The following is a 14,806-nucleotide window of genomic DNA, read 5'->3' as shown; positions in this document are numbered from 1 at the left end:
GATGGCGCAGACCCCACGACCGGCCCCGGCACCGGGGCCGGAACTGACCCGCCGATCCCTGATCGGGTGGGGCGTAGCCGGTGCCGGCGCCGTGGCGCTCGGCGCGGCCAGCACCGAGCCCGCGTCGGCCGCCCCGCCCAGCGGTGCCGGCGCCGGGCCGCTCGCGGTCGACCGCCTGCGCACCGAGTACGCCGACCGTCCACTCGGTACGGACATCGGTGAGCCCCGGTTCTCCTGGACCGCGACCGCGCCGGGCCACAACGCCGGCCAGAGCGGATACCAGGTGCTGGTGGCCACCCGCCCGGACCGGTTGACCCCGGAGGCGGCCGACGTCTGGAACTCGGGCCGGGTGTCCTCGCAGCGGTCCCTGGGCGTGGCGTACGCCGGTCCGCGGCTGGCCCCACGGACCCGGTACCACTGGCGGGTGCGGCTCTGGGACCAGGCCGGTCGCGCGACCCGGTGGAGCACCCCGACCTGGTTCGAGACCGGCCTGCTCGACGAGGGCTTCGGCGCCGCCCGGTGGGTGGGCGCGGAACCGGACCACGCGGCGGAGCGGCTGGACCTCGCCGGCGCCTCGTGGATCTGGTCGCCGGACGCCACCGCCGGAAACGCCCCGGCCGGCACCCGCTGGTTCCGGGGCAGCCTCACGCTCCCCGCCGGCACCGGGATCGCGGTCGCGCAGCTCGTGGTGACCGCCGACGACGACTTCACGGCGTACCTCGACGGGCAGCAGGTGCTGCACGCGCCGCAGCAGACCGACGGCTGGAAGAACGCCAGGGCCGCCGACGTCACCGACCTCGTCCGCGACGCCGGTGGGCCGCTCACCCTCGCCGTGGTCGCCACCAACCGCCCCGGCCCGTCGGTGAACCCCGGCGGCCTGATCGCCAAGCTGGTGGTGACCTCCACCGCCGGCGAGCGGTCGGTGCTCGTCAGTGACGGCTCCTGGCGCAGCTGCGACACCGAGCAGGCCGGCTGGCCGGAGCCCGGACACGACGAGAGCGGCTGGGCGCCGGTGGCGGTGCTCGCCCCGTACGGGCAAGGACCGTGGGGCGGACAGGTGGACGTCCCGCAGCCGCACGCGCTGAACCTGACCGGCGCGTCGTGGGTGTGGGGCCCGGGCGCGACGACCGGCGGTGCACCCGCGGGCCCGCGCTGGTTCCGTGGCCGCCTGGCCCTGCCCCAGGGGACCGGCGTCAGCTCCGCCCGGCTGATCATGAGCGCCGACGACGACTTCACCGCGTACCTCTGCGGCCAGCTCGTCCTCTCCGCGCCCCAGCAGACCGACGGCTGGCGTACCGCCCGGGTCGCGGACGTCACCGAGCTGACCCGCGCGGCCGTCGGCGGTGACCTGGTGCTGGCCGCGATCGCCACCAACCGTGGTGGCGCGTCGGTCAACCCCGGCGGCCTCATCGCGAAGCTCGTGGTCGGCACCACCGACGGCGGGGAGCTGGTGCTCGTCACCGGTGCCGGCTGGCGGACGACCGGCAGCGTCGAAACGGGTTGGGAACAGGCCGACCACGACGACTCCGCCTGGTCGCCGGTGGTGGTCCTCGCGCCGTACGGCCAGGGGCCGTGGGGCAGCGGTGTCGAACCGCCGGTGCAGGAACGGCCCGCGCCGCTGCTACGGCGCGCCTTCCAGCTCGACAAGCCGGTGGAACGGGCCCGGCTGTACGCGGCGGGCCTCGCCTACCAGGTGCTGCACCTCAACGGTGAGCGGGTCGGGACGGCCGTGCTGGACCCGGGGTTCACCGACTACGACGACACCGTCCTGTACGTGACGCACGACGTCCCGCAGCTGCTGGTGCAGGGCCGCAACGCGCTCGCCGTGGAGCTGGGCCGGGGCTTCTACGGCATGACCACCCGCAACGTGTGGCGTTGGCACCAACCGCCCTGGCACGGCGAGCCGCGAGTGCTGGCCCGGCTCGTCGTCGAGCACCCCGACGGGTCGCGCACCGAGGTGGTCAGCGACGACAGCTGGCGCGTGACCACCGGCCCAACCCTGTCGAACTCCCTGTACGCGGGGGAGACCTACGACGCCCGGCTGGAGCTGCCGGGCTGGTCGACAGCCCGGTTCGACGACTCCGACTGGGACCTGGCGAGTGTGCTGGACGCCCCGGCCGGCACGCTGCGGGCCCAGGAACACGAACCGATCCGAGTCGTCGAGTCCGTCGCCCCGGCCCGGCTCAGCTCCCCGCGCGCGGGCGTCTGGGTCGCCGACTTCGGCCGGACGACCGCCGGCTGGGTACGGCTGCGGGTCACCGCGCCGGCCGGCACCGTCGTGCGCGTTCTGTACGGCGAGAAGCTGCGCGCCGACGGAACGGTCGAGGCGTCCAACGGCAACGTCCAGAGCGCCCGCTTCCAACTCGACGAGTACGTGGCCCGGGGCGGCGGCGAGGAGGTCTGGGAGCCACGTTTCTCGTACAAGGGATTCCGCTACGTACAGCTCGACGGGCTGCCGGGGGCGGCCCGCACCGACACCGTGACCATGCGCGTGGTGCACTCCGACGTCCGCGACGTCGGCGAGTTCCGGTGCAGCGAACCGTTGTTCGAGCAGTTCGAGCGGATGATGCGCCGTACGGTGCGCAGCAACCTGCACGGCATCCCCACCGACACCCCGATGTACGAGAAGAACGGCTGGACCGGGGACGCCCAGGTCGCCGCCGCCACGATGGCCGGTCAGCTCGACCTGTCGCGGTTCTTCACGAAGTGGCTCGGGGACCTGCGGGACGCCCAGGTCGCCACCGGCCAGGTGCCGGTGATCGTGCCCAGCGGCGGCTGGGGATACCAGGAGCTGGCCCCGGCGCCCGAGTGGACCACCGTCTACCCGTACCTGCTGCGCGAGATGCACCGCTGGTACGGCGACGACCGGTTGCCGCGGCAGCACTGGCAGGCGGTGACCGACTATCTGGAGTGGGAGCTGGGCCGCCTCAGCGACGGGCTGGCGGTGACGGCGCTCGGGGACTACCTGTCGCCGGGCACCGGCGGTAATCCGCCCGAGGACACCCGGCTGACCGCCACGGCGTACCTGCATCGGGCGCTGCTGGCGAGCGCCGAGGTGGGTGAGCTGATCGGGGAGGACGCGCAGGCCGCCCGGTTCCGCGCGGCGGCGGCCGGGCTGCGGGACCGGCTCAACGAGACCTTCCTGGACCGGGGACGCGGGCTGTACCGCACCGACCGTGATCCCGGGTACCGGCAGACGTCCAACGCCGTTCCGCTGGCGTTCGGTCTGGTGCCCGACGAACTGGTGCAGGCGGTGGTGGACAACCTGGTGGCGGACATCCGCGACCGGGGCTGGCACCTGAACACCGGCTGCCTCGGCACCAGCGTCCTGCTGCCCGTGCTGACCGAGCACGGCCACGCCGACGTGGCCGCCCGGGTGGCGTCGCAGCGGACGTACCCGAGCTGGGGCTACTGGGTGGAGAACGACGCCGACACCATGTGGGAGATGTGGCCGACCTCGACCCGCTCCCGCCAGCACTACTTCCACGGCACGGTCGTGCAGTGGCTCTACGAGCACGTCGCGGGCCTGCGGCCGGTCGCCGACGGATGGGCCCGGTTCGTCGTCCGGCCCGACGCGCGGGCCGAGTTGTCCGCGGCCTCGGTGGCGGTGGACACGGTGCGCGGGCGGGCCTCTGCCGCCTGGCGCCGTGACGACGGCCGCTTCGAGCTGACCGTGCAGGTGCCGGTGGGGGCCACGGCCGAGGTTCACGTGCCCACGGCGCGGCCGGGCGACGTCGAGGCGTCGCCCGGTGGGTTGGTGGCGGCCCGGCGGATGACGGCGGGCTACCTGGTGCACACGGTCGGCTCGGGGACCTGGCGCTTCGTCAGCAGCTCCGCACCGACCGCCTGACGTCGAAGAGGCGGAGCGTCGGCGCCGGGTGCGTCGACGGGAGGGAGAGCATCGTGTCGAGAGCGAGACATCGGACGCGCGGGCTCATGGGGGCGGGCGTCTGCCTGATCCTGTTCGCGTCGCAGGCATTGGCCGCCACCCCGGCCGCCGCAGGGCGCGGCGGCGCCCCCGACCTCCGGGTCGTCAACCTCCAGGTCGACGGCAGGTACGACGAAGCGCTGGGCATCGACAATCCGGCGCCGACGCTCGCCTGGCAGCTCGTCGAGACGCCCAGGGCCGCGGCGCACCCGTGTCACCGGCCAGGGGCCCGTCAGGCGTGCCCGGGAGACAGGCAGAGCGCCTACCAGGTCCAGGCGGCGGCCAGCGAGTCGGACCTCGATCGTGGACGGCTGATCTGGGACTCCGGCCGGGTCGGGTCCGACGTGCAGACGGGTGTCCGCTACGCGGGCGAGCCCCTGGAGTCCCGTGACCGGGTCGTGTGGCGGGTACGCGTCTGGGACGCCGACGATCGCCCCTCGGGCTGGAGCGAGACGTCCTCCTGGGAGATGGGCCTGCTGCGGCAGGGTGACTGGGCGCCGGCCCGCTGGATCGAGTACCCGGGCCGCGCCGAGAACCAGCCCATGCCGATCTTCGCCCGCCAGTTCACGATCGACCGTCGGGCGCGGATCAGGGATGCCCGCCTGTACCTGTCCGGTGTCGGCCTGCACAAGCCGAGCCTGAACGGCCGGACACTCACCGACGAGGTGCTCGCCCCCGGCAACTCGAACTACCAGCTCTCCAGCGAGTACCGCGCTTACGACGTCTCCAAGGAGCTGCGCGCCGGTGGCAACACGCTCGGAGTGCAGCTCGGCAACGGCCCGGCGTACGTGCGCCGCAGCGTCACCAACCCGACCGTCGGCCGTACCGCGCCGTACTCCTGGTGGCAGAGTCAGCTCAAGGGCAGCGGCGCCCTCGCGGCGGACGCGGCGGCCGGCGCCACCACGGTGAAGGTCACCGACGTGGCGAACTACCACGTCGGCGGCAGCATCAACATCGACACCGGCGACGGCGGCGACCGCCTCGAATCCCGCACGATCACCGCGATCGGCACCGCCGGCGCCGCCGGCACCGGCATTGCCTTCACGCCGGGCCTGGCCGAACCGCACACCGCTGGCGCGCTGGTCACGGGGTCGGGCAACAACGTCGCCGCGAGTGACGCGAGCGCCGGCGCGGCGGTCACCCCGCGCCTCATCGCGCGCCTGGAGATCTCGTACGACAGCGGGGCGACCGACGTCATCGTCTCGGACCGCAGCTGGCGTACCGCCCTGGGGCCACTCGTCACCGACGCGTGGTACTCCGGTGCGGACTACGACGCCCGCCGCGAGCAGCCCGGCTGGGACGGTCCGGCCGCCGACCTCTCGTCCACCGCGAAACGCCGCGACGGCTCGAACACCGGCTGGATCGACGCCGGCATCGCCCCACCGCCCAACCTGGCCACCAAGCTCGTCGCCCGCGCGGCCGAGCCGGTCAAGGTCGTCGAGAAGTTCACCCCGCGGTCCGTACGCAGTCCCGCGCCGGGCACCTGGGTCTTCGACTTCGGACAGAACATCGTCGGATGGCCGGAGCTGCACCTGCCGGACGAGGTGCCGGCGGGCACCACCATCCGCATGTCCCCGGCCGAGTCGCTCGCCGCCGACGGCACCGTCGACCAGGCCTCGCTGATGGGCGGCGGCGGCAGCCGAGGCCGGGACCTGTTCAACACGTACACGACGGCTGGTCTCCCGGGCGGCGAGACCTGGCACCCCGAGTTCAACTACTTCGGGATGCAGTGGGTGCAGGTTACCGGGCTGCCGGAGGGGTACGTGCCCACCAGGGACACCATCCAGGGCCTGCGGTTGCAGGCGGACACCCCGACGGCCGGGGAGCTGCTCACCTCCAACGCGCGGGTCAACCGGATCCACACGATGTCCCGGTACTCCTTCATGAGCAACATCATGTCGGTGTTCACCGACTGCCCGGGCCGGGAGAAGCTGTCGTACCCGGCGGACTACACCATGCCGATGGGCGCCATCCATCGCAACGAGCAGCTCGCGGCGTACCTGCGAACGACCATGCACCACCTGGTGGAGGGGCAGTCCGTCGCCGATACACCGATGTCCGGCAACGTGGCCCTGAAGACTCCGGTGTACGACTGGGGCTACAGCGGCCGCTTCGGTGACGAGATCAACTGGGGCAACGCCATCATTCTCGTGCCGGCGATGCTCTACGAGCTTTACGGCGACACCCAGACCATGGCCCGCTACTACGACCGGATGGTCGACTTCGCCGACTACATCCAGCGGGAGAAGGTCGGCACCGGCGCCGACGCGCACATCGTCGATGCGGCCCTCGCCGACTGGGTGTCGGCCGACCAGACCTCGGGCCGGATCACCGGCACCTGGGGCTACCACGTGATGATCACGAAGCTGGCCATGATGGCGGAGCTGACCGGACACCAGGCGGACGCCGAGCGGTACCGCACGCTCGCCGACGACATCAAAACGGCGTTCAACGCGCACTTCTACAACACCCAGCTGCGCCGCTACACCACCGACGGCAACGGTGGTACCGCCGGTGCGACCCAGACGGCCCAGGCACTCGCGTTGGACGCCGGGCTCGTCCCGGACGGGGAACGCGCGGCGGTCCTCGACGCCCTCGTCGACCTGGTCTACGCGTTCCACCCCGAGGGTGACGGGCCGCACTTCAGCGGCGGCACCATCGGCATGGGCCCCACCGTCCGGGCACTGGCCGCCGGTGGCCGCGACGACGTGCTGTGGGACCTGCTCCAGGAGGACGATCAGCCGAGCTACGGGTACTTCATGGCGTCCACCACCGCCAATCCGGGCGGCATGACCACCATCGGGGAGCGGTGGAACCGCGGCGACTCGAAGAACCACATGATCCTCGCCCAGATCGAGGAGTGGTTCCACAGCGGGCTCGCCGGGATCCGTGCGGCGGAGGGCAGCGTCGCCTACCGGGAGCTGGTCATCCAGCCGAAGGTCGTCGGCGACCTGACCTTTGTGAAGGGCAGCTACCGGACGCCGGCCGGGCTCGTCCGCTCCGAATGGTCCAGGACCGACAGTCGGTTCCGGCTCGCGGTCACCGTGCCCACCAATACCACCGCGGAGGTCCGAGTACCGCTGAACGGCGGCCACGTGGCCGCGGCGCCGGAGCGGGCCGACTTCGTGCGGGTCGAGGGTGACCACGCCGTCTACCGCGTCGGGGCGGGCTCGTACTCCTTCACCGTCGCGCGATAGTCGCTGCGGCCGGGCCTGGCGTCCATGTCGGGACGCCGGGCCCGGCCCGCCCGCCGTACGCGGTGTCCGGGCTCACCGGCGGGGATCGACACGGCAGGCCCGGGTGCTCGGTGTGCCGCCTCACCCCGGCGGTGACCGCCTCGGTGTCCGCGCGATCAGCGCCGGGCGCGTCGGGGCTGGTCGCTGGAGCGGCGGACGACGAGCTCCGGCTGGAAGACGACGTGCCGGTGCTGGTGTGCCTCGCCGTGCTCGGCCTCTTCGAGCAGCAGTTCGGCCGCGGTGCGTCCGAGCTGTTCGCGGGGTTGCCGTACGGAGGAGAGCGGCACCGCCGCCGCGGCGGCAAACTCGATGTCGTCGTAGCCGACGATGGCGATGTCGGCGGGCACCCGCAGACCGCGCGCGGTGAGCTCCTGGAGCACGCCGAGAGCGAGGAGGTCGTTGGCGCAGAAGAGGGCAGTGGGTCGTTGCCGCGCGGGCAGGGCCAGCAGATCCTCGGCGGCCCGCCGCCCGGCCGCGACGGTCAGGCTGGTGGTCGCGGCGACGCGGAGTTCGGCGTCCGCCCCCCGATCCTCCAGGGCGGCGGCGGCCCCGGCGTGCCGCTCCGCGACCTGGGCGATGGAGAGCGGGCCGCCGACGTAGGCGATGCGGCGGTGACCCTGGTCGAGCAGGTGGTCCATGGCGAGCCGGCCGCCGAGGACGTCGTCGACGGCCACCGAGCAACGGCTGGCCCGGCCGGTGCCGCGGTCGACGAGGACGACGGGGATGCCACGGTCGATGAGTTTCTCCAGATGGGGTTGCGGCCCGTCGCCGACCGGGGTGATGAGCACCCCGCGTACGCGTTGCTCCTCCAGCAGTTCGAGGTGCCGGCGTTCGCGGGCGCCGTCCTCGCCGCTGTTGCAGACGATGAGCATGGCGCCGGTCGCCTCTACGACCCGCTCCGCACCGCGGACCATGTCGGTGAAGAAGGGGTTGGTCACGTCCAGCACGACGATGGCGATCGTGCGGCTCTGGCCCGCGCGCAGCTGGCGGGCGGAGTCGTTGCGTACGTAGCCGAGTTCGGCGATGGCGTCGAGCACTCGCTGGCGGGTGCCGGGGGAGACCATGTCGGGCCGGTTGAGCACGTTGCTCACCGTGCCGAGGGACACGCCGGCGTGGCGGGCCACCTCCTTGATGCTTGCCCCTGCCATCGTTCCGTTACCTCTCAGTGCGCTCGGTGAGCGTCTGTTGGCTGGTCCCGCCTTGCGGTCGGATGATCCCGCTCACCCACCGCGGACACCGAAGCACGCCACCTGATCCCCGGAACGTGGAACGGGGACGCCGCGCGGCGGCCCCGGCTCCGGGTCGACGTCGAGGAGTCTATAGCGGCTAAAACGTTTCATCCAGTTGCCCGTTCGGCAGCGGGAAGGAAATCGCGAGGAGGCCTTGACGGTCACGAATGCCTGCCCCTACCGTCCATGCACGACCCGTGAAACGATTCAGGAGGGGGTCGGATGAGCCCCGAAGCACCGGGAGCTGACAACGCTCCGCTGCTGGTACTGGACGGCGTGACGAAGTCCTTCGGTGCCGTCGCCGCGCTGCGGGGAGTGCACCTGGCACTGCATCCCGGCGAGGCGCACGCGTTGGTCGGTGAGAACGGGGCCGGAAAGTCCACTCTGGTGAAGACCCTCGCCGGAGCCCACACCCCGGACACCGGCCGGATGGCTCTCGACGGCCGCCCGCTCGAACTGCGCGGGCCCGCGGATGCCCGGGCCGCCGGCATCGCCGTCATCTACCAGGAGCCGACCCTGTTTCCCGACCTGTCGGTCGCGGAGAACATCTTCATGGGCCGGCAGCCGCTGCGCGGCCTGCGCCGCATCGACACGACCGCCATGAACCGCGACGCCGAGCGGCTCTTCGAGCGGCTCGGCGTCCGGATCGATCCGACCCGTCCCGCGCGTGGGCTGTCCATCGCCGACCAGCAACTCGTCGAGATCGCCAAGGCGCTCTCCTTCGACGCCCGGATCCTGGTGATGGACGAGCCGACCGCCGCGCTCTCCGGCGTCGAGGTGGAACGGCTCTTCGGGGTGGCCCGGTCGCTGTGCGAGCGCGGCGCGGCCGTGCTGTTCATCTCGCACCGCTTCGACGAGGTCTTCGACCTCTGCCAGCGGATCACGGTGCTACGCGACGGGGCCTGGGTCTCCACCGACCGGACCGCCGACCTCACCGTGGACGAGGTGGTGCGGCGCATGGTGGGCCGGGACGTCTCGTCGCTCTACCCGAAGCAGGACGCCCCGGTGCGGGGCACCCTGCTGGAGGTCAGTGGTCTCAGCCGTGCCGGCGTCTTCTCCGACGTGTCGTTCACCGTCCGGGGTGGTGAGATCGTCGCCCTGGCCGGGCTGGTGGGCGCCGGCCGCAGCGAGGTGGCCCGGGCCGTCTTCGGCGTGGACCGCTACGACGCCGGTGAGGTACGCGTCGCCGGCCGGCCCCTGCCACCCGGCAGCCCGCGCCGGGCCATCGCCGCCGGCCTGGCCCTGGTCCCCGAGGACCGCCGCCAGCAGGGCCTGGTGATGGAACTGTCGGTCGAGCGCAACGCCACGCTGGCCCGCCGCCGCGCGCTGAGCCGGTTGGGGCTGCTGATCGGGGGCGCCGAGCGGGCCGAGGCCCAGCGGTGGACCCGACGGTTGCAGGTCAAGGCGTCCCGGCTCACCGCCCCGGTGGGGACCCTCTCCGGCGGCAACCAGCAGAAGGTCGTGCTCGCCAAGTGGCTCGCCACCGAGCCGCGGATCCTGATCATCGACGAGCCGACCCGTGGCATCGACGTCGGCACCAAGGCCGAGGTCCACCGACTGCTCTCCGAACTGGCGAACGAGGGGCTGGCCATCCTGATGATCAGCAGCGAACTGCCCGAGGTGCTCGGCATGGCGGACCGGGTTCTCGTCATGCACGAGGGACGCGTGGTCCGCGAGCTGTCCCGGGCCGAGGCGGACGAGACCTCGGTCATGCTCGCCGCCACCGGTCAAGGAGCGACCGCATGAGCGAGCGACGGCGAGTGGATCGTCAGTGCGGTGTCGCGACCGCGGCCGAGCGGAGGGAGGTGCCGGCATGAGTCTCACGGACACCGGGACGCCGCACCGCCGCACCGGGAACCCACCGACCGGTGCCGGCCGGCACCGCCGCGGGCTCACCGAACGGCTGCTCGCCGTACGCGAGTTGAGCCTGCTGCTCGCGCTCGGCGCGCTGATCCTGGTCACCACGTTGCGCAACGACCGCTTCCTGAGCGGGCAGAGTGTCAAGGACCTGCTGCTCGGCTGCGCGATCCTGGTCATCCTCGCGGTCGGGCAGACCCTGGTCATCGTCACCCGCAACGTGGACCTGTCGGTCGGCTCGATCCTCGGCCTGGTCGCCTTCGCGACCGGGTCCCTCTTCCTCGCCGCACCCGGCACGCCCTGGCCGGTGGCGGTGCTGCTCGGCGTCGCGCTGGGCGCCGGATGTGGCGCGGTGAACGGCGGGCTGATCGCGGTCGCGAAGGTCCCCGCGCTCGTCATCACGCTCGGCACCCTCTACGCCTTCCGCGGCATCGACTACTACTGGGCGTCCGGCCGCCAGATCAACGCCGCCGACATGCCCCGGTCGTTCCTGCGACTGGGCAACCAGACGGTGCTGGGCGTACCCCTGCTCTTCCTCGCGGCGGTGGTCGTCGTCGCCGTCGTCGGCTACTACCTGCGCTCCTACCGAAGCGGGCGGGAGCTCTACGCCATCGGCTCGGAGCCGGCGGCCGCCCGGCTCTCCGGGATCCCCGTCGGCCGGCGCGTCTTCGCCGTGTTCGTCGCCAACGGGGCGCTCGCCGGCCTCGCCGGCGTGCTCTACGCGGCCCGGTTCGGCACCCTCGACGCGGCCGCCGGAACGGGCCTCGAGCTGCAGGTCGTCGCGGCGGCCGTGGTCGGCGGGGTGGCCATCTTCGGCGGCAGCGGCAGCGCGTACGGCGCCGCGCTCGGCGCGGTCCTGCTCACCACGATCGGCAGCTCGCTGGCCGTCCTGCGCATCGACCCGTTCTGGCAGCAGGCAGTCGTCGGCGCGCTCATCCTCGCCGCCATCGGCCTGGACCGGCTCCTGGCCCTGCGGATGGCGGCCCGGCTCCGAGGGAGAAGCGCCCATGGCGCATGACAGCCTGTACGCCGCACCGTCGTCGTCCAGCGCCGAGACCGAGCGGCGGACGGGCCGCCTGACCGGGTTGCGTGGCGTGCTCGGTTCCTGGGACGTGGCCGTCGTGGTGGCCCTGGTGGTGGCCGCGCTGCTGGCCGGCGTGTCGGTGGAGAGCTTCGCCACCGGCCGCAACGTCCAGTTCCTGCTGCTCGACCTGGTGCCGCTGGCCATGCTCGCGCTGCCCATGACGCTGATCGTCATCACCGGCGAGATCGACCTGTCGGTGGCGAGCACGGTGGGTCTGTGCAGCACCGTGATGGGACAGCTGTGGCTGTCCAGCGGGCTGTCGCTGGAGCTGATCTGCGTGTTGGTGGTGCTCCTCGGTGCCGTGCTCGGCGCGGTCAACGGTGTGTTCGTCACCGGCTTCGGCCTGCCCTCGCTGGCCGTGACCATCGGCACCCTCGCCCTGTACCGGGGACTGTCGTTCGTGGTGCTCGGCGACCAGGCGGTGGCCGATTTCCCGGCGAGCTGGACCGCGGCGGCGGTACGGGACATCCCGGGCACCTCGATCCCCGTCGCGGTGCTGCCGGTGCTGCTGCTGGCGCTGGTGTTCGGCGTCGTGCTCCACGCGACCGCGGCCGGGCGGGCGCTCTACGCGATGGGTAACAACGACCAGGCCGCCACCTTCGCCGGCGTTTCGGTGGCGCGGACGAAGTTCTGGCTCTTCGTCGCCTCCGGCGCAGTCTGCGGGCTGGTCGGGATCTTCTGGACCCTGCGCTACGCCAGCGCCCGGGGCGACAACGCCACGGGTCTCGAACTCACCGTGGTGACCGCCGTGCTGCTCGGCGGTGTATCGATCTTCGGCGGCCGGGGCGGTCTGCTCGGCGTGGTCGCCGGAGTCCTGCTCCTCGGTGTGCTCCGCAACGCGCTGCAACTCGCCGACGTCGACGCCAACGCGTTGACGATCGTCACGGGGGCCCTGCTCGTCGCCTCCGTCGTGCTCCCCAACGCGGTCGCGGACGTCCGCGCGCGGCTGCACCGTCGACGGCAGCGCGCGAACCCCGTCGCGCCCTGATTCCCCCGCCACCAACCCCCGGAAGGGATAACGATGTCCGCGCACCGCAGAGGTTTCCGATTCGGGGCCACCGGCCTCGCCCTCGCCGCCCTGCTGCTCAGCGCCACGGCCTGCGGCGGCACCACCCGGGAGAACTCCGGCAACGACCCCGGCGCCGGCAACCAGGCCAGCGGCGCCGCGAACCCCGACGCGCAGATCAGGGAAGGTCTCAAGATCGCCTTCCTGCCGAAGCAGGTGAACAACCCCTACTTCACCGTCTCCGACAACGGCGGCAAGACCGCGGTCACCGAGATCAAGGGCGAGTTCAAGGAGGTCGGTCCCTCCGAGGCGAGCGCGTCCTCCCAGGTCAGCTACATCAACACCCTGTCGCAGCAGGGCATGGACGTGATCGTGACCTCGGCGAACGACCCCAACGCGATCTGCGGCGCCCTCAACCAGGCGAAGGCGGCGGGCGCCAAGATCGTCACCTTCGACTCGGACACCAAGCCGGAGTGCCGGCAGATCTTCGTCAACCAGGTGACCGCCGAGGGCATCGCCGAGAACCAGGTCAAGCTCATCTCGGAGCAGATCGGCGGCGCGGGCGAGATCGCGATCCTCTCCGCCACCGCCAACGCGACCAACCAGAACGCCTGGATCGAGCTGATGAAGCAGCAGCTGACGAAGCCCGAGTACAGCAAGATCAAGCTGGTCACCGTCGCGTACGGCAACGACGACGACCAGAAGTCGTTCCAGGAGACCCAGGGTCTGCTGCAGTCGTACCCCAACCTCAAGGGCATCATTTCGCCGACCACCGTCGGCGTCGCGGCGGCCGCCCGCTACCTGAGCGGCTCCCAGTACAAGGGCAAGGTCAAGCTGACCGGCCTGGGCACCCCGAACCAGATGCGCCAGTACGTCAAGGACGGCACCGTCGACGCGTTCGCACTGTGGAACCCGGCCGACCTGGGCTACCTCGCGGCGTACGCCGGTGCCGCCCTGGCAGCGGGGCAGATCACCGGTGCCGAGGGCGAGAAGTTCACGGCCGGCAAGCTCGGCGAGTACACCGTCGGCAAGGACGGCGTGGTCGTCCTCGGCCCGCCCACCGTGTTCGACAAGAACAACATCGACAAGTTCGACTTCTGATCGCCGCGGGTGGTGCCGGTGCCCCGGCACCGGCACCACGCCGCCGGCGGGCGGAGATGTCGTCGTTCCTCCTCGACCTCGACCACGACACCCCCGACCGCGCCGTGCGGCCACTGGACGAGGTCTTCAACCTTGCGGCTCAGCTCGCCGCGCAGACGGGAGAAACTCCATGACCCACCCCGACGCGCCGACCCGTGCGCGGGTCACGCAGGCCCTGCGCGCCCAGCGCATCGAGACCCCGTCCTGGGCGTACGCGAACTCCGGCACCCGCTTCAAGGTGTTTCCGCAGGAGGGGGTGCCGCGTGACCCGTACGAGAAGATCGCCGACGCGGCGATGGTGCACCGGCTCACCGGGGTGGCCCCCACGGTGGCGCTGCACATCCCGTGGGACCGCGTCGACGACTACGCCGACCTGGCCCGGTACGCGTCGGACCAGGGGGTCGCGCTGGGTGCGATCAACGCCAACGTGTTCCAGGACAACGACTACCGGCTGGGCAGCGTCACCAATCCCGACCCGGGGGTGCGGCGCAAGGCGATCGACCACCTGCTCGAGTGCGTCGACATCATGGATCGCACCGGCTCGCGTGACCTGAAGCTGTGGTTCTCCGACGGCACCAACTATCCCGGTCAGGACGACATCCGGGCCCGGCAGGACCGGCTCGCCGCCGCGCTGCGCGAGGCGTACGACCGGCTCGGTGACGACCAGCGGCTGCTGCTGGAGTACAAGCTCTTCGAGCCGGCCTTCTACACCACCGACGTGCCCGACTGGGGCACCGCGTACGCGCACTGCCTGGAACTCGGGCCGAAGGCGCAGGTGGTCATCGACACCGGCCACCACGCGCCCGGCACCAACATCGAGTTCATCGTGGTGTTCCTGCTGCGCGCCGGGAAGCTCGGCGGCTTCGACTTCAACTCCCGCTTCTACGCCGACGACGATCTGATGGTCGGCGCCGCGGACCCGTTCCAGCTGTTCCGGATCATGCACGAGATCGTCCGCGGCGACGCGCTGCGGCCGGAGGGCGGGATCGCGTTCATGCTCGACCAGTGCCACAACATCGAGCCGAAGATCCCGGCGATCATCCGGTCGGTGCTGAACGTGCAGGAGGCCACCGCCAAGGCGTTGCTCGTCGACGCAGACGCGCTGGCGGCCGCCCAGCGAGCCGGCGACGTGCTCGGGGCGAACGCGGTGCTGATGGACGCGTACCACACCGACGTCCGGCCGCTGCTCGCCGAGCTGCGGTCCGAGCTCGGCCTGGACCCCGATCCGATCGCCGCGTACGCCCGCTCCGGCTACTTCGAGCGCATCCGCACCGAGCGGGCCGGCGGGCAGCAGGCCGGCTGGGGCGCCTGACCACCACCGAACGA

At 72.0% G+C, this 14,806-nt stretch carries 8 protein-coding genes; 7 read left to right on the top strand and 1 reads right to left on the bottom strand.

Annotated elements, in window-relative coordinates:
* Window position 1: 1 nt before the first annotated feature.
* Window positions 2-3,850, top strand: coding sequence for a family 78 glycoside hydrolase catalytic domain (locus BXA10_RS08625; RefSeq protein WP_076469538.1), 3,849 nt, complete (start codon window positions 2-4; stop codon window positions 3,848-3,850).
* 53 nt (window positions 3,851-3,903) lie between these two features.
* Window positions 3,904-7,125, top strand: a complete 3,222-nt coding sequence (locus BXA10_RS08620; RefSeq protein ID WP_245828178.1) for an alpha-L-rhamnosidase — start codon at window positions 3,904-3,906, stop codon at window positions 7,123-7,125.
* A 155-nt stretch (window positions 7,126-7,280) separates the two neighbouring features.
* Here the strand turns inward: BXA10_RS08620 and BXA10_RS08615 are convergent, their stop codons facing one another.
* Window positions 7,281-8,312: a LacI family DNA-binding transcriptional regulator gene (locus BXA10_RS08615; RefSeq protein ID WP_076469535.1), complete on the bottom strand. Its 1,032-nt coding sequence runs from the start codon at window positions 8,310-8,312 to the stop codon at window positions 7,281-7,283.
* Window positions 8,313-8,615: 303 nt separating this feature from the next.
* Between BXA10_RS08615 and BXA10_RS08610 the strand changes: the two genes are divergently transcribed.
* The 5 genes from BXA10_RS08610 (at window position 8,616) to rhaI (ending at window position 14,792) form a co-directional block, all read left to right on the top strand.
* On the top strand, window positions 8,616-10,139 hold the full coding sequence (locus BXA10_RS08610) for a sugar ABC transporter ATP-binding protein (RefSeq protein ID WP_076469533.1): 1,524 nt from the start codon (window positions 8,616-8,618) through the stop codon (window positions 10,137-10,139).
* Window positions 10,140-10,206: 67 nt separating this feature from the next.
* Window positions 10,207-11,268 carry an ABC transporter permease gene (locus BXA10_RS08605; protein WP_076469531.1) on the top strand — a complete coding sequence of 354 codons (1,062 nt, stop codon included), beginning with the start codon at window positions 10,207-10,209 and terminating at the stop codon, window positions 11,266-11,268.
* Window positions 11,258-12,322: an ABC transporter permease gene (locus tag BXA10_RS08600; protein WP_084752379.1), complete on the top strand. Its 1,065-nt coding sequence runs from the start codon at window positions 11,258-11,260 to the stop codon at window positions 12,320-12,322. Before BXA10_RS08605 ends, BXA10_RS08600 begins: the two co-directional genes overlap by 11 nt.
* A 33-nt stretch (window positions 12,323-12,355) precedes the next feature.
* Window positions 12,356-13,441 (top strand): rhamnose ABC transporter substrate-binding protein, encoded by a 1,086-nt coding sequence (gene rhaS, locus BXA10_RS08595; RefSeq protein WP_076469529.1) that lies wholly within the window; start codon window positions 12,356-12,358, stop codon window positions 13,439-13,441.
* A 169-nt stretch (window positions 13,442-13,610) separates the two neighbouring features.
* Window positions 13,611-14,792, top strand: a complete 1,182-nt coding sequence (rhaI, locus tag BXA10_RS08590; RefSeq protein WP_076469527.1) for an L-rhamnose isomerase — start codon at window positions 13,611-13,613, stop codon at window positions 14,790-14,792.
* The last annotated feature ends 14 nt before the right edge of the window (window positions 14,793-14,806 follow it).

Origin of the sequence: Micromonospora avicenniae (genome assembly GCF_900156065.1) — a bacterium.
In the GTDB taxonomy this organism is placed as follows: Bacteria; Actinomycetota; Actinomycetes; order Mycobacteriales; family Micromonosporaceae; genus Micromonospora; species Micromonospora avicenniae.
Note: the sequence above shows the minus strand (reverse complement) of the source record. Positions and strands in the feature narration are given on the sequence as shown.